The sequence below is a fragment of the Roseovarius sp. MMSF_3350 genome (genome assembly GCF_030733425.1).
In the GTDB taxonomy this organism is placed as follows: domain Bacteria; phylum Pseudomonadota; class Alphaproteobacteria; order Rhodobacterales; family Rhodobacteraceae; genus Roseovarius.
On record NZ_JASHIZ010000020.1, the window covers coordinates 26,349 to 48,492 of the forward strand.

Genomic DNA, 22,144 nt, shown 5'->3' on the forward strand with positions numbered 1-22,144 from the left:
AATTTCGCTGCATGACGCATGTTGACATGGAAAGTGCGTCAGGTAGCGTCAGCGCATGACGTCCGACCCTCTTTCCACAAATCTCACCTTCGCCTGCACGTTCCTGCCCTCCATCGCGCATGTCTGCCGCCGGATCGGCATCAACCGGCAGCAGTTCAACAAGTACCTTTCGGGCCGCGTACGCCCCTCGCGGTACAACATGCGCAAGATCTGCGAGTTCTTCGGCATCACCGAGGGCGAATTGCTGATGGAACCTGCACGCTTTGCCGATCTGATCGCGCTGCGCCGCCTTCCGGGCGGCGAGGTCGAGACCACGCCCGTCGGTCCGACCCTGCGGCGGCTCAACCAGTTCTCGGAACCGCTGGAACGTTATTGTGGAAGCTATTTCAGGTACTTCCACTCGTACAGCAACCCCGGCCGCATCATACGCTCCTACGCCAAGATCACTCGCAGGGACGGCTATTACCTCTGGAAGAACATCGAACGCGACGCGGTTCCGCACGGCGGCGCGCACGAAGTATACAAGTACGAAGGGCTGGCGTTCTTCCTCGGGGATCGCATTAACGTCGTCGAAAACGAGGCGACGCTGTCCTCCTCGATCACCCAGATGATCCTCTACCCGTCCTACAGTCAGGCATCGACTATCTTCTCGGAATCCAGACCGGCGGACCGCTGCGATTGGGGCGCAAGCCCGCCGCGTCACGGGTGGTGCTTGACTACGTCGGCCAGAATGTCGATGCGCGCCGCGCTATGGCGCAATGCGGCCTTATGGAGCCCGATCAGATCGACCCGCGCATCGTGCAGCTCGTGCGAAACGAAATGGCTCCCGGAGCTTGGACATTTGAGGTCGAACAGCTCTGATCAGGCTAGGTGCAGTTCCGCTTCGGTCTGACTGGCAAGAGCTTTTAAACCCATCTTTTGGGAATATTCTCCGCAAAAGTCGACCAGATTACTCGATGTTAGGCTCTGCGGTGCTGTCCGGAGCTATCGTCACGGGTTGTTCGGCCTGATTGTTCTCGTGCCGGAAAGCGCCTTCGGCACCACGCTAATTTTACTGGGCCTGGCCGGTGGGTGGTGGCGCTGCCCCACGGTCTCGCAAAGTGCGCGCTGTTCCTGTTCGTGGCATGCCTTTGACAAACAGAGGGCCATGACAAACCGGGGCCATAGAACTCGGGAGGCTTACTATCCGATGGCGGCTAGCTGCCTTTACTATGCCGCTCATCGCGTTTCTGTTTTTCATACTGGTTCTCTGAAACGCCGCTCGTGTCTGTGAGCCGACAACAGCCCGCCAATCGAACGTATTTCTGCGTAATGCCAAGTCTTTGGACAACTAGCGCCATGTTTTCATCACAATGACCGCTCAACGTGAGCGCGTCTGTCCGAATGTTTTGAATTTCTTCGACGTCTTCGAGAGCCCCGGGAAAGTCCTTACGTGCAAAACAACGCGACCAATTTGAGTCACTGCGAATCCGACGATCTTTCGCCGGGTCAGACCCTGCTTCTCGGCCAGTACAAGATAGAGCGGCACCTTATCGGCGGCGGCTTCGGAATGACTTATCTTGCGCGCGATAGCCTGGATCGGGTTGTGGTGATCAAGGAGTGTTTTCCCAGCATCATATGTCGCCGAGTGAATGGTGAGGTGCGACCTCACAAGCCCGAGTTTCAGCAACAGTTCCAGAAAGTCATTCGCAGCTTCCTGCGTGAGGCGCTACGAATGGCCAAGTTCGACCATACTAACATCGTTAAGATCCATCAGGTGTTTCAGGAGAACAACACCGCCTACATCGCGATGGATTACGTGGACGGTATGGACCTTCTCACGTTGCTCGAGATTGAACCCGAACGGATGACCGACGCGCTGGTCGAAAGCCTTATCCGCGAAACACTGAGTGCCTTGGACTACTTGCACGGCATGGGCATGCTGCATCGCGATATATCTCCCGACAATCTGCTGGTCGATGCAGACAACAAGCTGACCATGATCGATTTCGGGGCCGCGCGCGAAGAAAAGATCCGACAGACCCGGGCCCTGTCACACATGATGGCCGTGAAGGATGGCTATTCGCCGCATGAGTTCTACTACACGGACGGTGATCAGAAACCGTCAAGCGACATATACTCCGTCGGAGCCACGTTCTATCACCTGATCACCGGCAGCGCGCCGCCCGATTGTCAGAAGCGGGTCGCAGCGCTGACATCGGACATGCCGGATCCCTACACGCCCCTCGCGGCAGGAAACTGGGCGTTTGACACGGTCTTTCTGTCGGCCATCGATAAGGCCCTTTCCGTAGCGCAGAAAGATCGCTTCCAATCTGCGAAGGAATGGCTGGACAGGTTGGAACGAGGCCCGGTAAACGAGCCTGAGCCGGACTTCTCCACCGATCGAGATGCCGGTTTGCAGACAATTGCGGCGCCTGCTCGGCCTGTGACGATGGCCGCCCCACCCTGTCAAAATGCGATTGTAGATGACCGTGAACTGGCTTCGACGATCTCGTGGCTGGTTCAGGACACCAATACCAAGGTCAAACCGAAAACCTCGAAGCAGGACGTGGAACCAGTGGCCGAGGTCCCTGAGGAACCCTCGCCGCTGGTCGATATCTTCGGGCAACCGATCGAGGATCTGCAGGTTTGGCTCGAAGAAAACGACGGTCGAAACATACGCAACCAGGCTCGAGCCGCATCAGGCGATGCTTCGGCGCCCCCTCAGTCGGCCCCAGTCGAGGATACGAACGCGCGTCGGAAAACAGGCAGTGGGCTACTGCGCGCATTGAGACGACTCGCGAAGAGACGCAACAGCAGGTTGGCTTGAGAAGATAAAAGAAAGGAAAAAAAACATGAAATTCATTCGCGATATCATCGGCGAGAAACGGCAGGCGGACGGCTCGTTTTCCGGGATGCCCCAGGCGACCGCCACCGCAACCGAGGCGCAGGTGCCAGACGTATCTTCCGACGCCTCCGCCGCTGTTTCGAGGCCCCGCATTGATACCGAATACGACGCGTCCGGGTCCGGCACGGAGGTTGAGCCTCCGGCACTGCCGCAGGACGCGACCGATCCGGATCTCGGCATGAGCGAAGAGGTCGCAAAGTTCTTTGCCACCACCGATGAATCGAACCTCTTTCTCGACGAATACGACGACTCCTTCGGTGAATATGAGGACGCCGAGGAGGACGTCTTCGGTCCCGAGGTCAGCACAACTGCCGCAGACGTGCATTCCGGCCAAACGGCAACACCGGACCATATTGCAGACGCGGATCCGACGCCGTCCATTCAGGACGACAAGGCAGCGGACGCGTCCTCCACGCAGGTCACTTCGGGTCAGATCGACAAACTCATGAGGGACCTGGACCAGTCGGGTCTCACCGGCGCGAATGACGTCACGCAAACCGAAACGCCATCTCTTGCCGAACCCATTGCCAGCGCAGGGCAATTCGATGAAGACCCCGTCCCCATGGGGGCCAGTGATGCGGCGCCGCGCCCGAGTGCGCAAATGCCCGGACATCCCACGCCTCCTGCCGTTCCGTCCGAGCCGACGATGCAGGACGTTCGCAACCCACAACCCGCCGCCGAACCGCGCGCGGCTGTCGAGGTTCCGCAACCGGCCGTCGGCCGCGGCGCCAGCCGTCATGGACGCGTCAAGACAAGACTGCTCGGTTTCAACACAGGCATGGATACAGAAGCGGATCCGATGTCGGATAACGACAAGGCGGGTGTGGCGCCCTTTACGTCATTCCCGGTTGGCTGGCTGATTGTCGTCGACGGGCCCGGGCGCGGATCTGCGTTCACCTTGTTTCAAGGTGTCAGCACGATCGGCCGGGGCGAAGATCAGACCGTGCGTCTCGACTTTGGCGACAACAGCATTTCGCGCGCCGGCCACGCCTCGATTGCGTACGATGCCCGTCAGAAAGGCTTCTTCATCGGACACGGCGGCAAGGCGAACATCGTTCGCCGAAACGACAGACCTGTCTTGAGCACCGAGGAACTGGCCGCGGGCGACACGATCACGATCGGTGAAACGTCGCTGCGGTTTGTTCCTCTCTGCTGCCAGGAATTTTCCTGGGATCAGGAAACAGGTGCGGGCCGGGCCTATGCCAACCAGGGCTGATTTCACCTACGACTCCGCGATGGTCATCGAGCTCGGCCGCCGCGAGCGTCAAGAGGATGCGCTCGCCTCGGATTTCCCATCGGGCCAACCATTCGGCTTTGTCGTGCTGGCGGATGGCATGGGCGGACACGAGGCTGGGGACATTGCCAGCAAGATCGTCGTAACCGAGGTTTTCAGTGGCCTGAAATTGCAGTCCGGCGACCCGGAGCTTCTCGAGGCCCGAGTATGCGACGCGCTCAAGGGGGCGGCATCGAACGCCAATGAATGCGTGGGCCTCTACGCGCGTTCCCATCCCGAAACGTCCGGCATGGGGGCAACGCTGCTCGCGACGATCTTCATAGAGGATCGCTTGTACTGGGTGTCCGTCGGAGACTCACCTTTGTACCTTTTCCGCAACGGAACTCTGACACGCCTCAATGATAACCACGCGCTGTCGTCGCAGGTCGAATTTCTTGTCAAGTCCGGGCTCATGAGCCGCAAGGACGCGATGCAGCACCCTGACCAAAACTGTCTGACCTCGGTTCTCATCGGCAGGGAAATCAATCAGATAGATTGCCCCGAGGTACCTTTCACGCTCTTCGAGGATGATATCCTGATCTCGGCGAGTGACGGGCTTCAGTTCATCTCGGAAGAACAGATCGAGAGCTTGCTGAGGTTCCAGCACAAGAACTCTGCCCAAAGGATCAGCGCCATACTGGCCGAAGAGATCAAGAACCTGGATGATCCCGCTCAGGACAATCTGGCGATCTGCGTCGTGAAAGTGCTGAAGAAAGGTGCATTTTCAGATCCTGCTGACGTGCAGGAAACCGTCGAACGCCTCGATAACGGCAAAACGGAAACACTTACGATCCTGGCTCGCGTAAGGCGATCCAAGACCGCGGCCGGGTAAGGCAGATCGGAGAGAAAATGAACACCGCCGAGCAGTTGGACCCCGTCATTGATCGTCTTGGACGCGTGCTTGACCGTGGCAATCTGCCACCTCCCTACGCGCGCTGCGGTGCGCGGCTTTTGTCGCTCCTGACCAGGCCGGTGCAGGTTGTCGTAACCGGTTTCGCGGGAAGCGGAAAAACCAAGCTGCTTGAAATGATGTCGGCACATCCCGATGTCGCACATGCTCAAACGGTCCCAATCTTCGAACTTTCGTATGGCGACACCGAACAGGCCCTGATCGAACGCGCGGACGGCTCCGTGTCGATGGTGCGGGGGTTTCTGAAGCACTGCGAGATACCCAAAGACGCCGTGCGCGTTCGCCAGGAGCTGCCCGATCCGAACCTCATTCAGCAGGATTATATTGAAATCGGTCTGGGCAGCACGGAGCCGGAACGCCTAAGCGCGCTTGAAGCCGTGATTGCGCGTGCTGACCTCGTGATCTGGTGTAGCCAGGATTTCACCGAGGAAGAGCAAAGGCTTTGGTCCACGGTGCCGGATCATATCAAGGATCACAGTGTTCTTGCTTTAACAAAGGCGGATCAGCTGTTGATGCGTGATATGTTGAACGACAACATCGCGCGACTGGAACCCATCGTCAGCGACGAGTTCCTTGGGCTGTTCCCCGTTGCGACCATTCAGGGTGTCACCGCACAAACCGGCGCAGAGCATGTCAATGACCCTTTGTGGGCGGCCAGCGGGGGCAAGAGCCTGATGCAATTGGTGTCGCGGCACATCCGGCAGGGCAGAACCGCTGACATCGACCAGGCGCGAGTCTTCCTCGATCGCCTCGCGCTGAAGATGCCACAAGACGCAGAGCAGCCTTCGGAGATCCCGAATGCGCCGCCCAAGCCTGTGGGCGCGCCCGAAACACACACGGCCAGGGCACCCCAGAATGAAACACCCCCTGATGGAGGGGCGCGTGACGAAGCGACGATCGGTCTTCTGTCCGAGGCCGTCGATGTGCTGCAACGCCACGCGGACCAGATGTTCGATGCGCTCAATGAAAGCGAAGATGTTGACAGCAAGAAAATAATTGATTGCTGCAGCGACGCCATCCGTTCCGTAGGCAATCTTTTGGGATCGGGTACAGGGAATGCCGCAACGGACGCGTTGCAGGGCGACCTGCAGGACGGCGAGGAAATGCTCATGCTCTTTCAACTTGAACGGGGAGAAGAAGCAGCCGTCGACGCCGTCGCGCTGGTGCTTCAACTGCGTAAGGAACTGACAGGCAAAATGGCTGGCCGGGGTTAGCGAGAACCGATGTTTTCTCGCACCCGCGTCCAACTAAGACCACAATTATTGGTCAATTTCTATCCGAGCACAATCACCGAGCGAGATGACACAAAAGACAACGCCGTGAAGACGCGAACAACAGGTGCCTAGATGAACATAGAAGCGAAGTTTGATACCGCGACAGAAATCCGGGCCTCCACGGGCCCGTCCAACCTGCGGGCTGGCATGGAGAAACTCGCGGATTTTGCGCATGAGGCGGAGACACTTCAGGACGCCATCGATGCCCTTGGCGCTCTCGTAGGCGAAGAAAGCCGGAAACCTATAGATCGCCTGAAGAACGAGCTGGCCACGTTCGAGCCGCGCGTGACCGTTCTCGGTCAGGTCAAAGCCGGCAAGACGGCGTTGATCAACGCGATCGCCGGCTGGTCCGACCTTTTGCCGTCTGACGTCAACCCCTGGACCTCCGTGGTGACATCCCTTCACCTGACCCCGGCGAAAGAACGCGCCGAGAAAGGCGCTCGGTTCCGGTTCATGACTGAAGGCGAATGGGCGCGTCTGACCACCAAGGGGGGACGCATCGGTGAACTTGCAGACCGGGCCGGGGCAGACAGCGAACTTGCCAAGATACAGGAACAGATCGAGCGGATGCGCGCGATGTCGAAAGCTCGTCTTGGCCGAAATTTCGAGCTGCTCATGGGCCAAGAGCACAATTACAGCTATTTCGACAAGAATTTGCTGGAACGCTACATCTGCCTTGGCGACGATTTCGACGTTGATACACAGGACGCTATTTCCGACGACCAGGGGCGCTTTGCCGATATCACGCGTTCTGCCGATCTGTTTCTCAATTGTCAGAGCGTTCCGTTCCGCATGTGCATTCGCGACACGCCCGGTGTGAACGACACCTTCATGGTGCGCGAACTGGTCACTATACAGGCTTTGCGCGACAGCCGTGTCTGCGTCGTTGTCCTGTCGGCCACCCAAGCCCTGACTTCTGTCGACATGGCGCTTCTTCGCATGATCTCGAACCTGAGATCGCGCGACGTGATAATTTTCGTGAACCGGATCGACGAGCTTTCGGACCCGGCAAGCCAGATGTCCGAGATCGAGGACAGCATCCGTGCAACGCTCAAGCTCAATGGCGGTCCTGAGGACGCGCAGCTTGTTTTCGGAAGCGCGTACTGGGCAAACATGGTGCTTACAGGCGAGTTGCAGTCCATGCACAAGGCCAGTGCCGATGCTCTCGTCTCGTTCAGCAGGGCGGTGCTGGGCGAAAAGTTCACCCGCAACACACCCGTGGGCGTGATCTGGGAAATGTCGGGCCTGCCGCAACTGATGGCGGCGGTGTCAGATCAAATCGTGACCAGCCTCGGCGCGCCGTTCCTCAAACGCGTTGCCTCCTCCGCAACCACCATCGCAACGTCTCAACAGGCGGTCCGGACGGTGCGGGTCGAGGGCGAAGGCAGCGCGGGCGAACTGAGTTCGGAGCAGATACTGGCAGCGTTCGAGCGCATGGCACAGGACAATGTCGCCACGCTTGAGTCGCAGCTGTCAGGCATCTTCGACGATTACAGGCTCCGCGCAGATCGTGCCCATGCGAATTTCGTTGAACGCGCGACACACTCGTTGCTGGGCCACCTTGAAACCTACGGCGACGAACATGTCTGGGAATACGATCCGACCGGTCTTCGCATGCTGCTGCGATCGGCCTATTCCGCCATGGGCATCCAGGCGCGTAAATCCGCCAAGGCAATTTACGAACAAGCCGTGACCGAGACCGCTCAACTCTTGTTCCGCAGCTTTGGCCCGGCAGTGGAAGGCATCCAGCTTGCCGTGCCGGACGTCCCCCAGGTGCCCGCACCTGTCTCGCTAAGCCAAACGATCGCGCTGGATTTCAATGATAGCTGGTGGTCGCTTTGGTGGCGCAGGATGCGCGGCTACAAGGCCTTCGCAAAGAAGTTCGGCGACCTCATCAGCGCAGAAACCGAAGACTTCATGATCCAGATGAAGGACGTCCAAACCGCTGATATTAAAGTAGAACTACTCGGAGAACTGGAGCATTTTCTGGATGAGCAGAGAAGCATACTGACCAGCCTGACCTCCGACGCGGAACGCCAAGGCAATGCCAAACGCCTGTTCGATGCGTCGGAACATGAAAGCCACGAACGACAGCTCGAGGACACGCTCAAGACGTTCAGGCGCTATGCGACATGACGAAGGAGAAACCGGTGACCCACGAACAATCTTTCAAACAGCCCCGCAAGACCCGTCTGGCCCTTATGGGCGAGTTCAGTGCCGGCAAAAGTACTTTGATCAAGCTCTTTCTCGGCGAGAACCCCCTTCCGATCAAGGTCACGGCGACGCGCCTTCCCCCCGTGCTCATCAGCCACGGCGAGGACGCTGTCTACGCCGTGGGTCACGACGGGGTCGAGACACCCATCGACATCGACCAGATCGAACAGGTCAGATTGGAAGAGACGCGCCTCATCCGGCTCTACAAGCCGTGCGATACGCTGGAGATCTGCGACCTGATCGACATGCCTGGCATCTCGGATCCAAGTATGTCGTCGGAAGTCTGGATGTCCGTAATGGACGAGGTGGATAGCGTCGTGTGGTGTACGCAAGCGACACAGGCGTGGCGTCAATCGGAAGCCGCGACGTGGCAACAGATTGCGGAACGCACAAATGGAGAGAACTTTCTTCTTGTGACTCAAGTCGACAAGCTTCATTCCGAAAGAGACCTCAATCGTGTGATGACCCGTGTGCGCAAGGAAACGCAAGGGCTGTTCCGCGGAACGTTCCCCATTTCAATCACCGAGGCGATTGCCGCCGGAGAGGACGAGGCGAAGTGGAAAGCCAGCGGTGCCGCGGATTTCATCAATGATCTGGTCGAAAACCTGATGAAAGCCCCCGCGTTGTCATTTGCCGAACCGGCTTTGGTCCAGTCGCAAGACAAGTCTGCAAAACCTTTCGCGTCCGATGGCAACGCTGCAGAGACGTCGCCTGATGACGATAGCAACCAAGCGGCCGAGGCCTCGTCAGCCACCGGACAGACGGTAGGCGTAGTGCCCAAGCGCGTGCGTGTCCTGACCCAGATGCGCGGTCGGACCGAAAGGCCCACCAAGTCCCAAATGGCAACCGGCTAGCACCAGAGCCCTATGGATCACTCGATGTACCTTTCGGAGCGCCTCGATGAACTGAGGCAGGTGGTGCCAAGCTGCACGCTTGCCTCGTTCGGCGACATCTCGACGGGGCTCGCTCTGCGCACAAGTGCGTCCGACCTTTACAAGCAAGAATACCTGGACGAAGTGATGCGCCAAGCGTCGGCAAATTTCGAGCTATCGGATCTGATGTCAAACGACAACGATCTCGTGGTTCTGGCCACGCCGGATGAGATCCGGATATTCGTGCGATACCAAGCGGGTAGTCCCGACATCGTGTGTTGCGTTTGCGGAGACGTGTCGGACGTTCCGCTTGCCACTCGGTCGGCTCAGAAAATCTTGACGGAAATGGCGGGGGCGATGTGAAACGACATTCGAAAACCGCGCCCACGAAGACTGACAAAGTGACGGCGCACCTACTGCGCAGCATGCTTGACCGTGTGATGACACCAAGCGAAGCATTGCGCGAAAGCGAAGATTTGCCTGCGAGGGACTTTACCGGGTTGATCCGCCGCCTGACGCAGGAAATCGATGAAACGGTGCTGCCGCGCACGTTTGCCCTGTGTTCCGATACCGGGACAGAAGCAACTATCGTGGTCTCCAACCGACGCTTGATCGAGTTGAAGATCGGCGAGAAGAAGATCGAACTCGACGCGGAGCGATATCGCGACGCGGGCGCCGTCGCGCGAGAATACGCAAAGGCGATCAAAGCCTTATTCCTTCGATCCGGCCCGATACGGTTGCGCCTTGCCGGACGGGCGCCCGCCATAATGGCACAAGGCACGACCTGTACCGCAACGCACATGGGCCAATTCAGCCATCAACCAGGTTTCGAAAACCGACTGAAGACCTTTCTCAAGATGTCGCATGCGCAGAGCTTGGGGTGGATCTATCAGGCAAGCGATGGTCGCATGTTGACACATGGCTCTGACGTCGAACTCATGGAAAAGCTGCAGAGCCTCCGAGACATCGTCTTGTCGAAAGCCGAAAATCGCAAAACTGCCTGTCGCATTGAGACGGCGTGCCCATCCTGCTCGGCTTTCGCGCTCACGCAGGACGTTCAGGCATTGATTGCAGAGGACGGCAACGACCGGATTTTCGCTGCGTTTCCAAACTCGGGCGCTTTCACGGCTATACGCGCATGGCGACAGGTCTTCCAAGCATCAGAACGCTGAACATCCGTTGCTATCCGCCGCAAAGAAACCTGAGTTACGGAGCTATATCCTGGACATGCTGCGTAGATATCAAAGCTTTGAAATATCAGCCACAAATATGCCATACGTATCCTCGGTAAATGGTCCCGCGGTATAGGCGCGTTGGGCACCACGCCTTGTAATAATTGCCGCTTCAGCATCAGATACGGGCCGATCTGTCATCTTAATTCTGGCACATTAGTCTAATTTTTTCGGTGTTTATGCCCCAAATTGATCAAATTGATTGAGGAAGGTGTTCGTGCAGATCACAACCCAGCGAGCATGAAACATGTCAATTTCAGATCACGACAAAGACGCTTTTCAGCGACTGCTGCACAAGACGGCTGATGAAGAGCCGGTATTTCGCGTGCTCGTCGTCGACGACGAACCCAGCATTCTGGAATTGGTCAAAACCGCGCTTGAGACGTTGGAAGACTATGACGTACTGATAGCAAGCTCTGCCGCGGACGCATTCGAAATCATCCTGGATGAAGACGTGCCCTTCGATTGCGTGCTTCTGGATATCCAAATGCCCGACATCGACGGCATCGAACTGCTCGCTGATTTGCGTGCCTTACCGGAATACGCGGAAACGCCCGTGTTAATGCTTACGGCAATGAATGATCGAGAATACATTGATGCCGCATTTCGCGCCGGCGCATCCGACTTCATCAACAAGCCGTTCGATTTTCACGAATTGCGCAGCCGCATCAAATGTGCGCACGAACTTGTTCAGGCACGACGAGCGGCCGCGAAAAGCACTGAAGTCCTGAGCAAGCTGACGCTCAAGTCCGCCACGGTTCATCAGTTCAGCTTCGATGACCCTATTTCAATTGGCGACGCGGACTCCTTTCTGCGCTATATCGAGTTTGATAACTACATTTCCCAACTGGCGCGCGCGAAGATCTTCGGATCGTACGCTGTTTCGGTGATGTTGCGCGACGCGAAACTTTTTTTCGACCTTGCTGGCAGCACGAAGTTTCGTGAAGCGATCCAAAGCCTGGCCTATTCCATCCAGCGCGCCACTGAGGAATTTGACTGCGTCTTTTCCTATCGTGGCGGCGGGATCTTCCTCATCTTGGTTCACAGCACGAGAACTTCCGACAATTCGTTGAAACCAAAGAACCTCGAAGAACTGTTCGGGGCCCGGATCCGGCATTACATCGATGACGATCGCATAGAGGTACTGCTCAGCAACCCTGTATCGATGCGCTTGCTGTCTCGAACGGCAGCCAAAGGTGCGATTGAAAAATCCGTCACTGCGGTCCAGCAACTCGAAGCGGAACTGCAAAACGGCAACGAACTTGCCGGCACAGAAAGTGTCGACCGTTCTCAAGGCGTAAGACCAACGTCAGAGAAACGCTTCTACGAACGCGCCTTGCATGAACTGTTCAGCGAAGAAAGCCATCTTACTTCACGTTAAAGTTGGATCAGGGTTGGGTTGCATCCATTAAAACGTCTCGGATTTCACCCCTGGCCAACAGACCCTCCGCGATCGCAATTTGAGCCAATGACGTTTTTTCTTCTAGAGAGCGCTTGGCAAGTTGCGCCACCTTCTCGTAGCCAAGATGGTGCAGGAATATGGTCGAGACGCCAAATGACGAAGCGAGATTTTCGTAAGAACGGTCTTCATCAACGCTCAATCCGGAAATACACTTTTGCGCAAAAAGAGTACTGGCACGCGCCAAAAGCGCGAACTGGTCGAACAGTGATTGGGCGATGACCGTTTCGAAATGGTTTATTTCCATCTGCCCGGCCTGGCAGGCCATCGCGACAGTGGTGTTCAAACCGTGCACCTGAAACGAGACCTGCTGAACCTGCATCGGCACGACCGGATTCACTTTGCCCGCCATAATGGATGAACCCGGCTGGACGGGCGGTAGATTAATCTCACCGATCCCGGATGCCGCATCGCTGCTGAGGATGACAAGGTCGGCGGCGATGCGTCCAAGATTGGTGGCAAGACCTGTCAGTTCACCCGACAGGCGCTGGAACCCATCAGTGCCTTGCATCGCGGCAAACATGTCAATTGGTCCCTGGACATCGAAGCCGAAGCTTTCCGCGAGAGCGGGTACGATTTGCGCTTCATATCCATCGACACGGCCAAGCCCAGTCCCAATGGCAGTACCCCCCATCGGCACAGTCCTGAGATCGTCAACCGCACGCTCCAGAGTATTCAGAGACATTTCCAAAAGCGCCGCATAGCCATCGAACAATTGGCCATATGTCATCGGTTGGGCCGCTTGCATGCAGGTCCGGCCTGTTCTCAACACGTTCCGTGACTCATCTGCCCTCGCGCGGAATTCCGCAACCAGTTCTGAAACCGCGTCTTTCAAACCGGGCATAAGAAGCACGCAGGCCAATTTGATCGCAGTAGGGATTACGTCATTGGTCGACTGGCTAAGGTTTACGTGATCGTTGGATCGGATCGGGTCGGACTGCGCTTCGCCCAGTATCTGGTTCGCTCGACTTGCGATGACCTCGTTGAAGTTCATGTTCAACGAGGTTCCGCCGGAGCCTTCCGCCATCGGGACAACGAATTGTGACCAGTGCTCTCCGGCCACGATTTCATCACATGCCGCAATAATGGCGTCCGCTTCGCGCACGGACAAACCAGAGGCCCGGCGGTTGGCGAGTGCGGCGGCCCGCTTGACCTTGGCCACGGCGCAAATGAACTCCGGATAGGTCGACAAGGCCGGACCGAACCCGCAGAAATTCTCCGCCCCGCGCGCCGCGCTTGCTCCGTAAAGCGCTTCTACGGGCACCTCGAGCCGACCGAGACTGTCGGCGACCTCTTTCATCATGACGTCATGTTCCAGCATCTTATCGTCTGTCAGAGGATTTGGCTGAGGAACTCGCGCGTACGCGGGTCTTTTGCCTCGTCAAAGAAAGTGGCAGGCGGACCAGACTCGACAATCACGCCCCGGTCAGTGAAATAGACGCAGTCCGCAATCTCGCGGGCAAAACCCATCTCGTGGGTGACAAGGATACAGGTCATCCCTTCCGAAGCGAGCGTCTTAATGGTCTGGAGCACCTCTTTGACCGTTTCGGGATCCAACGCCGCAGTGACCTCGTCGAACAGCATCACATCCGGATTCATGGCAAGCGAGCGAGCAATCGCCACCCGCTGCTGTTGCCCCCCTGACAGCTCGCCGGGATAATTGTCTTCCTTGCCTTCGAGGCGCACCTTCTTGAGCAAGGCACGCGCACGTTCCTCGACAGCCTTGCGATCCTGTTTGAGCACCTTGATTGGCGCCATCATCACGTTCTGAAGCGCCGTCTTGTGTGGAAAGAGGTTGTATTGCTGGAATACCATGCCGACCTTTTTACGAAGCTCGAGCTTGTCCAGCTTCGGGTCACTGACCTCCTGCCCCTCGACGGTGATGGAGCCCGATTGTATGTCGTTGAGCGCGTTTATGCATCGGATGAGGGTCGATTTGCCGGAGCCGGAAGGCCCGATTATGCAGACGACTTCGCCTTTCCGGACGTCCATTGTGATCCCGCGAAGTACTTCGGTTTTCCCAAATGATTTGTGAACGTTCTTCAGGGAAATGATCGGTCGATCACTTGTCCAAGCCATAAGAGCCTCGCCTCAGAGTTGCACGGAGAATTTGCGTTCCAGCCGGCGCGTGAACGCGCTGATCGGATAGCAATAGATAAAGAACCAGCAAAGGATGTAGAGATACATCGGGATCAGCAGGTCCACGCGGCCTTCGGCACTGAGGGCCGCGCGCGTCAGCGCCATCACGTCATTCACGCCTACGATCGAAACCAATGGTGTGGCCATTGTAAGAACGGCGTATAGGTTCATCCAGGACGGCAGGATACGCTTGACGGTTTGTGGAAGAATGATCTCCCGCATCGTCTGCGCCCGATTGAAACCAAGAGACTCCGCCGACTCCCATTGCCCCACCGGGATCGACATGATCGCACCCCGGACATATTCCGACATGTAGGCCATGACCGGAAGGGAAAGCCCCAGCACAGCCTTTATCCAGCCTGGAAACGGCACTTCGGCACCGAATATCTCGATCTGGAACGGGATCAGCAGAATGCAGTAGAACAAAAGCACCAGCCAAGGCGAATTCCGGAAGAACTGCGTAATGGTCCAGGAAACCTGGCGCACAATCCTCAGTGGCGAAACCTGCAGGATGCCCAGCCCGACACCAAGCACCGTTCCGACGGCCATCGAGCAGATCGAGATCAGTACGTTGAAGGCGAACCCGGAGCCAATCGTCGGCGTCCACTCGAGAAGGATTTCGAGAATGCTGCGCTGGCTTTCGCCATCTTGCTGTGCCAGCGCAGGCGTAACCAACGCAGCAGCACATGCCACGAAGAGCAGCGACGCTGTCCAGAGATTGAAAATTCTGTCAGTGAGCGGCAGCGGCTCTCCTGTACTGCGCATCGGGAGGAGCACGGGAAGGTGCCCGTTGACAGGTGCGGGCTGCTTTTTCAGATACTGCATGTTTACCTCCCGTAGCCCGGAATCCGCAATCTCTTCTCCCAGTGGTGCAGCACCCAAACGAGTATGGCGACAATCCCCACGTACGAGAGCAAAAGGACGTTCATCATTTCCTGAACATTCAGATCTTCCGACCATATCTGTGCCGCGACATAAAGAAGTTCCGGAACCGCGATGGCGTAGGCAAGCGTGGTCGTCTTGACCAGGTTCACAAGATTCGTCCCAAGCGCGGGCAGCGAGATGCGCACCGCCAAGGGCAGCACGATGTCCTTGTAGATCTGCAACCTCTTGTACCCAAGTGCCTCAGCCGCCTCGACAGTAGATTTCGGAACAGCCTCGATCCCGGCCCGGAAGATCTCGACATTCAAGGCGCCGGCAAAGAGCGAAAGAGAAATGATTGCCCAGCCAAAATTGCTGACAAGTGGTTCAGGCCGACCATCGTCGCCAGTGATCTGCAGAACGGTGCCGATTGCGAAGTAGAAAAAGTAGAGTTGGACCAGCGGCGGCGTGTTGCGGAAAAAGGCCACGAAGAAACCGACCAGTACCCTCAGGGTCCGAGACGGGGCGCCTTGCGCTGCCGCACCCACGGCTCCGACGATTAGCGACAGGAAAATTGAAATGACCGAAAGTTGCACGGTCATCCACAAGCCTGCCAGGTAACGCCCGCGATTGTACTCATCGCTGACGACTGTGAGGTCAAAAAACCAGTCCGGCCTCAACCACTCTATGATGCTTGCAGAATCCATTGCCCGCCGTCGTCCTGAAATGGAACCGGCGGCGAAGCACTCGCCGCCGGAAGATCAAATGGCGAAAAGGGCTATTTAAACTTTTCGTGCATTTCCTGGAGGAACGGGCTCGGCGCGATACCGTTCGCCTCGTTCCGCTCGATCAGGAAGCCGGTCTTGTGCCAATCCGTGACGATCTCGCTCATTTTCTGGCCGTAGGGCCCATCCAGTTCTTCAAGCGGAACGGCGATGGACCAGGCCTGCGGGTCCTCGGTCTCGAAGGGCATCTCATAGTCAGCCCATTGTTCGTCGGAAGCCAGCTGTGACTCGATCCAAGTGTTGTCATAAAGGAACGCCACGCAGTTCCCGTTTTGCAGTGCTGAGGTAACCTCGGGAATACCGGCAAACGCGACGAGGTTCGGGCCATAAAGTTGCGTCACGCGCTTGTTGTAGTAGGAGCCCTGAAGCGCACAGACGTCACGCCCGTCCAGGTCCGACCACTCTTCGAGCCCAACGGACTTCGGCGCCAGAACATTTGTGCCCCCGGCATAGTAGTTCGGCTGGATCATACCGACGACCTCGCGGCGATCTTCGTTGTCACCCATCGTTGCAATGATCAGGTCGATGCGTCCCTGGCTGAGAAACTGCATCCTGTTCGATGCAACCACGGGGACGAGTTCCAGTTCGACCCCAAGACGCTCTGCCACGTCGCGGGCCAGGTCGATCTCCAGCCCGGCCAGTTCGCCGTCGGACGTCAGATAGCCCCATGGCTTATAGTCCTGCTTGACGCCGACGACGATCTCGCCGTCCTGCTTGATGTCTTCCAGCTGATCCGCCTGCGCCTGGCTGCAGATCAGAGCCAGCGCCGCGCCGGCCAACGTCGTGGTGATGAAACGACCCATTGGTACGTCCTCCTGTTGTAATTGAGCACGGTCTAAGCCGTGACATTAAGAGCACTGAAGGTGATTCCAAATGTTTTGTCTACCCGTCACGTGTAACAAATGTAATATTTTTAGCAGAGAAAATCGTTTTGTATTTTTTCGCATCAGAGGAGGCCGAACTTGGAAAACCCAACGGAGCTTATTCACGATCGTCTATCCGATTTATCGAAGAAACTGACGCAAGTCGCCCGCTTCGCTCTCGATAATCCTGACAGAATGGCCTTCGATTCGATGCGCGCAATTGCGTCAGATTGCGACGTTTCTCCGGCAACCATGCAGAGGCTGGCCAAGGCACTGGGTTACGACGGCTACGCCGCACTGCGGTCTGCATATCAGGCCAGCATTTCCGCCAATACGGGGTTCGGAGCCCGCGTCGGCAGGCTTCGAAACTCTTTCGGCGGTACGTCCAGCAGCGAGCTGATCCGAGAGCTCACGCAGTCGGTGCAATGCAACCTCGCCACTGCCGCCGACCTTCTCGACGCCGAAGCCATTGACGCTTTCGCCAAATCGGTACACCGAAGCAGGTACACCTATTTGCTTGCTTCCGGATCTCTCTACTGGCTTTCCGGCCTCATGGAAGTCACCGGCAGCATGGCGCTGCCGAACTTCGTAGCACTGCACGGGGGCCTCGTGGATTTGACAGAGCGCCTGGCCGTGATCGACGAGTCCGATAGCTTGTTGGTATTTTCAGTTTCGCCTTATTCTTTGCAGACGATCCGCGCCGTGGAATATGCCCATTCCAAGGGCGCACAGATTTTCACGGTGACCGACCGGCCCAGTTCGCCGCTCGTGCCTTACGCGGACACAGTCTTCTACGCACCTACAACCAGCCCCCATTATTACCCTTCTCTGGTTTCCGTTCTTTTCATGATTGAAACGCTGCTGGCGACAGCAGCGTCAGTCGGCGATGAACGTTCAGATGGCCGGCTCAGGGAAATCGAGAAAATCCGCGGCAATAGCGGCCTCTACCTCGATTAAGAAGGGTTCCCATCCTGCCGGGCAGGTGACCTTATCACCACATCTAAAGCGATATGGAGTTCTTGGCCGGTTGAGCCTTATTTGTCTCTGCGCAAATCAAAGCGTACTGAAGGATGTCGCAATATTCCACACCGCGGTTACGGCCGGCGACCTAGGCACACCGGTTTTCTTCACCAAATAAACTTCGCGTTCTGAGGGCGGTTGCAAGGGCAGCGCGCGCACGCCGTCGATCTGCCTCGGCAGCGCGAGCGCAGCGACGACAGCCAATCCCTGACCGCACCGGACCAGCTCGAGAATCGAATGAGTCTGTTGAATGCGATGCTGGATCTCGGGTTGCAGACCGGACGCTTGGAACCAGCTAAGGATCGTGGGCGCGCTACCGGCCAGCGTCATGATGAACGGCGCGGCAGCGAGTTCGGCAGCGCTCATCGAGGGCGGCGTGTCCGAATTCTCGGGCACAAGGGCCACCAACTCGTCGGTAGCGAGCGCGATGGCGTCGAACTCGTCCACCGGGTTGGAAAGAATTGCAAGGTCGGTCAGGCCGCGTGCAACCTCCTCCCGAGTGGTGTCGTCTGAGGCTTCTTGGATACTGATGGTGATGCCGGGATGGGCGCGGGCGACCCGGTTCAACAAGTCCGGCAGGATGCGAGTCGAGGCGGTGGGCCCGAAGGAGCCTATGCGCAGATAGCCGGTGCGGTTCTGCCTCAGCGCCAGCAGTTGTTCGTTCAGCATATCCAGCGAATGGTCGATCTCGGTTGCCCGAGCGACGACGAGTTGGCCCGCCTCTGTCAGGGTAAGGGGACGCGCCTCTCGCTGTAAAAGCGTGAGGCCAATGGTCTTTTCGTAATTGGCAATAGCACGGCTGACCGCCGACTGCGTGAGGCCAAGCGCCTGCGCCGTGCGCGAGACGTTGCCGGTTACGGCCAGACTTTTCAGCGCCCGTAGGACGGTTAGAGAGGGGGCAGAACTCATCATGATTTCAAATCATTATTATGTGCATGTAAATTAGTCTAGAGAATGATGCAGCGAATAGAAGAACAGAGGAGGCCACCATGACAGTGCCCGTAATCGACCTGCAGGAGCTACCCGAGAAATTGAAGGGCCCGTCGGCCTGGATTGGTCGTGAAATGGCTCAGAGCCCAGAAAAATGGCTGTATCGGCTGAGCCACGAGGATATCGTCGACTTGGAGCAGGCGGCTGAGGCCTTTCTGGACACCGGCAAAGACGTGGGCGAGATCAGCAAAGAAGCGTTTCCGCTTGGTCAGTTTGCCGAACACCTGAAGGAACTGCGCAAAACGATGCTGGACGGTGTCGGCGTCGAAGTGTTGCGAGGCCTGCCGGTCGAGGGCTACAGCCAGGAATTCGCTGCCGCGGTCTTCTGCGGGATCGGCGCGCATGTCGGAAGCGCCCGGTCGCAGAACGCTCAGGGCCATATCCTGGGTCATGTTCGCGATATCGGCGCGGACCCCAACGATCCCAACAGTCGGATCTACCAGACCTCGGACCGGCAGACCTTTCACACCGACAGCGCAGATGTGGTGGGCCTATTGTGCCTGAAGAAGGCCAAGGAAGGCGGACGGTCCCTGCTGGTGAGCGCCGAGACCATCTATAACCGGATGCGGGCCGAGCGGCCGGACCTGCTGGAAAAGCTGTTCGATCCCATTGCCACCGACCGGCGCGGCGAGGTACCCGAGGGCGAGAAGCCCTTCATGGAAATCCCGGTGCTGAACTGGAAGGACGGCTACCTGACCGTGTTCTACCAGCGGCAATATATCGACAGTGCGCAGCGGTTTGACGACGCGATGCGGCTGACGCCAAAGCACGTCGAGGCGCTGGACATGTTCGACGCGCTGGCCGACGATCCAGAGCTGAATTTCTCGATGGACCTGGAGCCGGGCGACATGCAGTTCGTCTACAACCATTCACAGTTGCACGACCGGACAGGCTTCCTCGACTGGCCCGAAAAGTCCGAGCGGCGGCATCTGTTGCGCCTTTGGCTGTCGCTGGAGGGCGATCGCCCTCTGCCCGCCTGTTTTAAGCAGCGCTACGGCTCGATCGAGATCGGCAATCGCGGCGGCATCGTCACAAAGGAAACCAAGCTGCACGCGCCGCTGGACTGACGGAGCACGCCGGGGGCGCTCCGTGTCAGCGGCCCCGGAATTCGGCCTTGCGCTTTTCGCGAAAGGCCGCGAGGCCCTCGCGCTTGTCTTCGGAAGTCTCCACTCGGTCGAGATCCCGAATGGCGCGGCCCATGGTTTCGGCCGGCGCCGGCGTCAGCATCTCGGCCACCACCGCCTGTTTCAGGGTTCGCAAAACCAGCGGGGCCATCTCGGCCATTTCCTCCGCCATGGCGAGTGCCGCTTCAAGATGTTGACCCGGCTTCGTCACTTCGTTGACGAGGCCCATCTGAAACGCCCTGTCTGCGCTGACGGCACGGCCCAGCAGCATGATTTCCATGGCCATCTTGTGCGGCAGGCGGGCGGCCAGCGTGGCGATGAAGCCGCCGGTGACGCCCACCTTTCCCTCCGGATACACGAATTTCGCGCGGGTGGACGCGACGCAGAGATCCGACAGCGCTGCCATCACAATCCCGCCGCCGATGCAAAGCCCGTCAACGGCGCAGATCACTGGCTTCATGGTGGTGATGCCCATTCCGGGCAAACAGCGCCAAAGCTCGGGGAAATCGGCAAGGTCGGCACCGGCGGTAAAAGTCTTCTCGCCCGCCCCGGTCAGGATCGCGACGCGCTGGTCGTCATCGGCGTCAAAGGCGGCGAAACCGTCCTGCAGCGCCTGCGCCAGTATGGTGTCGATGGCATTCATCTTGTCGGGACGGTTGAGCGTGAAGATCGTCACCCGCCCCCGTTTGTCGATCCGCAGGCTGTCCGTCATCGCCGTTCTTCTTTCGCGGCCTCCGGGTCAGGCAGTGCCGCCTCGGGTGCGTTGCCGGCCATGTGCCGCCGGATCATCAGCCCCACCGACAGGAACGTCAGCGCCCAGAAGATCCAGGTGATCCAGCTTCGCACGAAGATCGTCATGCTGCCTTGGGACATCAGCAACGACTGGCGAAAACTGTCCTCCAGCATCGGCCCCAGAATGAAGGCGATCAGGAAGGGCGCCGAAGGCACGTGCATCCGCATCATCAGGAAGCCGAGAAAACCGAAGGCGACCATGACGTAAAGGTCGAAATAGGAGTTGTTCACAGCATAAGCGCCAAACACGCAGAGGATCATTACCACAGGGTAGAGGAACGTCGCAGGGATCGAGGCGATATGCTTGAAAAAGTGAATCGCGGTCTTGCCTATGATCAGCAGAAACAGCGAACTGATCGAGATACCGATGAAGAGCGCATAGATCAGGTCGATATTCTGCTCGAAAAGCAGTGGCCCGGGCCGCAGTCCGTGGACCATGAATGCGCCCAGAATGACGGCGGTGATGACGTCACCGGGGATACCGAGCGCCAGCAGCGGGATCATAGTGGAGCCTGCCACGCCATTGTTGCCTGCTTCGGCGGCGGCGACGCCCTCGAGTTCTCCCTTGCCGAAATTTTTGCGGTTGGGCGAGCGGCGCATGGCCTCGGAATAGGACACGAAGGCCGAGGGCGCGCCGCCGATACCAGGTATGGCGCCAAGGATGACGCCGATGATGCTGCCTCGAAAGATCGAGCGGAAGCAGGATTTGAAGTCGGCCCATGTCGCACGAGAGCCAGCCGGGTCGGAGGCCATCTTGCCGGTTTCATTCCGGCGGGCATAGCCGTTTAGAATCTCGGGGATGGCAAAGAGACCGATCAGCAACGGAATGAAGGCCAGCCCGCCCAGCAGGTCGGAATTGCCGAAGGTAAACCGGTCCGTTCCGTAGATAAGGTCGAGCCCCACGGTGGCCAGAAGGAGCCCCGCCCCGGCAGAAATGAAGCCGCGTAACAGGCTGTCCCCCGACACGGACGCGATAATGGTCAACGAGAAGAAGATCAGCGTGAAGTTCTCGGGCGGGCCAAAGCTGGTCACGAGCGCGGCCAGCCACCCCACCAGCAGGATCAGCGACAGGTTCGACACCAGGTCGGCGAAGCACGAGGCGTAAAGCGCCATGTCAAGCGCCCTGCCTGCTTGCCCCTTTTGCGCCAGCGGATAGCCGTCGAGCACGGAGCATGAAGCTGCGGGCGTGCCGGGCGCGCGCACCAGGATCGCTGGGATCGAGCCGCCGTAGACGCCGCCCTTGTAGACCCCCAGAAGCAACAGGATGCCGGTGACAGGCGGCATCGTGAAGGTGAAGGGCAGCGTAAGCGCGACCGCCATGGTCGAAGTCATGCCCGGGATCGCGCCCACGATCACCCCGATTGCGATGCCGCCGGCAAGCGCAATCACGTTGTAGATGTTCAGAAAAAGGACCAGAGCGTCCGACAGGTTCTCGATCATGACGTCAGC

General features: G+C 58.1%; 20 protein-coding genes. 12 read left to right on the forward strand and 8 right to left on the reverse strand.

Annotated elements, in window-relative coordinates:
• Positions 1-55 precede the first annotated feature (55 nt).
• The 10 genes from RBB31_RS16805 (at position 56) to RBB31_RS16850 (ending at position 12,043) form a co-directional block, all read left to right on the forward strand.
• Entirely contained in the window at positions 56-892 is an 837-nt protein-coding gene (locus tag RBB31_RS16805; RefSeq protein WP_306130412.1) for a helix-turn-helix transcriptional regulator, read from the forward strand.
• Between the two features lie 540 nt (positions 893-1,432).
• A complete protein-coding gene (locus tag RBB31_RS16810; protein ID WP_306130413.1) occupies positions 1,433-2,809 on the forward strand; it encodes a serine/threonine-protein kinase in 1,377 nt (458 codons plus the stop codon).
• Between the two features lie 25 nt (positions 2,810-2,834).
• Positions 2,835-4,103 (forward strand): FHA domain-containing protein, encoded by a 1,269-nt coding sequence (locus RBB31_RS16815; RefSeq protein ID WP_306130414.1) that lies wholly within the window; start codon positions 2,835-2,837, stop codon positions 4,101-4,103.
• A 19-nt stretch (positions 4,104-4,122) separates the two neighbouring features.
• On the forward strand, positions 4,123-4,992 hold the full coding sequence (locus RBB31_RS16820) for a PP2C family serine/threonine-protein phosphatase (RefSeq protein WP_306130415.1): 870 nt from the start codon (positions 4,123-4,125) through the stop codon (positions 4,990-4,992).
• Between the two features lie 17 nt (positions 4,993-5,009).
• Complete coding sequence (locus tag RBB31_RS16825) at positions 5,010-6,284, forward strand: GTP-binding protein (RefSeq protein ID WP_306130416.1); 1,275 nt, start codon at positions 5,010-5,012, stop codon at positions 6,282-6,284.
• Between the two features lie 132 nt (positions 6,285-6,416).
• The gene (locus tag RBB31_RS16830; RefSeq protein WP_306130417.1) at positions 6,417-8,480 is read left to right on the forward strand and encodes a dynamin family protein; all 2,064 of its coding nucleotides are present in this window, start codon (positions 6,417-6,419) and stop codon (positions 8,478-8,480) included.
• The gene (locus tag RBB31_RS16835; RefSeq protein ID WP_306130418.1) at positions 8,477-9,412 is read left to right on the forward strand and encodes a dynamin family protein; all 936 of its coding nucleotides are present in this window, start codon (positions 8,477-8,479) and stop codon (positions 9,410-9,412) included. The genes RBB31_RS16830 and RBB31_RS16835 overlap by 4 nt, the downstream gene beginning before the upstream one ends.
• Positions 9,413-9,436: 24 nt before the next feature.
• Entirely contained in the window at positions 9,437-9,793 is a 357-nt protein-coding gene (locus RBB31_RS16840; protein ID WP_306130419.1) for a hypothetical protein, read from the forward strand.
• 62 nt (positions 9,794-9,855) lie between these two features.
• On the forward strand, positions 9,856-10,602 hold the full coding sequence (locus RBB31_RS16845; RefSeq protein ID WP_306130420.1) for a hypothetical protein: 747 nt from the start codon (positions 9,856-9,858) through the stop codon (positions 10,600-10,602).
• A 307-nt stretch (positions 10,603-10,909) separates the two neighbouring features.
• Positions 10,910-12,043 (forward strand): two-component system response regulator, encoded by a 1,134-nt coding sequence (locus tag RBB31_RS16850; protein ID WP_306130421.1) that lies wholly within the window; start codon positions 10,910-10,912, stop codon positions 12,041-12,043.
• Positions 12,044-12,050: 7 nt separating this feature from the next.
• Here the strand turns inward: RBB31_RS16850 and RBB31_RS16855 are convergent, their stop codons facing one another.
• The 5 genes from RBB31_RS16855 to RBB31_RS16875 all read right to left on the reverse strand — a co-directional run bounded on the left by RBB31_RS16855 (position 12,051) and on the right by RBB31_RS16875 (position 16,709).
• Positions 12,051-13,442, reverse strand: a complete 1,392-nt coding sequence (locus tag RBB31_RS16855; RefSeq protein ID WP_306130422.1) for a lyase family protein — start codon at positions 13,440-13,442, stop codon at positions 12,051-12,053.
• Between the two features lie 11 nt (positions 13,443-13,453).
• Positions 13,454-14,200, reverse strand: a complete 747-nt coding sequence (locus RBB31_RS16860; protein WP_306130423.1) for an amino acid ABC transporter ATP-binding protein — start codon at positions 14,198-14,200, stop codon at positions 13,454-13,456.
• Between the two features lie 12 nt (positions 14,201-14,212).
• Positions 14,213-15,085 (reverse strand): amino acid ABC transporter permease, encoded by an 873-nt coding sequence (locus RBB31_RS16865; protein WP_306130424.1) that lies wholly within the window; start codon positions 15,083-15,085, stop codon positions 14,213-14,215.
• Positions 15,086-15,087: 2 nt separating this feature from the next.
• Positions 15,088-15,828, reverse strand: a complete 741-nt coding sequence (locus tag RBB31_RS16870; RefSeq protein ID WP_306130425.1) for an amino acid ABC transporter permease — start codon at positions 15,826-15,828, stop codon at positions 15,088-15,090.
• Between the two features lie 71 nt (positions 15,829-15,899).
• Complete coding sequence (locus RBB31_RS16875) at positions 15,900-16,709, reverse strand: transporter substrate-binding domain-containing protein (RefSeq protein ID WP_306130426.1); 810 nt, start codon at positions 16,707-16,709, stop codon at positions 15,900-15,902.
• A gap of 159 nt (positions 16,710-16,868) precedes the next feature.
• Between RBB31_RS16875 and RBB31_RS16880 the strand changes: the two genes are divergently transcribed.
• Positions 16,869-17,726, forward strand: a complete 858-nt coding sequence (locus RBB31_RS16880; RefSeq protein WP_306130427.1) for a MurR/RpiR family transcriptional regulator — start codon at positions 16,869-16,871, stop codon at positions 17,724-17,726.
• 96 nt (positions 17,727-17,822) lie between these two features.
• Here the strand turns inward: RBB31_RS16880 and RBB31_RS16885 are convergent, their stop codons facing one another.
• Positions 17,823-18,698, reverse strand: coding sequence for a LysR family transcriptional regulator (locus tag RBB31_RS16885; protein ID WP_306130428.1), 876 nt, complete (start codon positions 18,696-18,698; stop codon positions 17,823-17,825).
• A gap of 80 nt (positions 18,699-18,778) precedes the next feature.
• Between RBB31_RS16885 and RBB31_RS16890 the strand changes: the two genes are divergently transcribed.
• Entirely contained in the window at positions 18,779-19,846 is a 1,068-nt protein-coding gene (locus RBB31_RS16890) for a TauD/TfdA family dioxygenase (RefSeq protein WP_306130429.1), read from the forward strand.
• Between the two features lie 25 nt (positions 19,847-19,871).
• Here RBB31_RS16890 and RBB31_RS16895 read toward each other — a convergent pair whose 3' ends face one another.
• Positions 19,872-20,615 (reverse strand): enoyl-CoA hydratase/isomerase family protein, encoded by a 744-nt coding sequence (locus RBB31_RS16895; RefSeq protein ID WP_306130430.1) that lies wholly within the window; start codon positions 20,613-20,615, stop codon positions 19,872-19,874.
• Positions 20,612-22,135, reverse strand: a complete 1,524-nt coding sequence (locus RBB31_RS16900; RefSeq protein ID WP_306130431.1) for a tripartite tricarboxylate transporter permease — start codon at positions 22,133-22,135, stop codon at positions 20,612-20,614. The genes RBB31_RS16895 and RBB31_RS16900 overlap by 4 nt, the downstream gene beginning before the upstream one ends.
• Between the last annotated feature and the right edge of the window lie 9 nt (positions 22,136-22,144).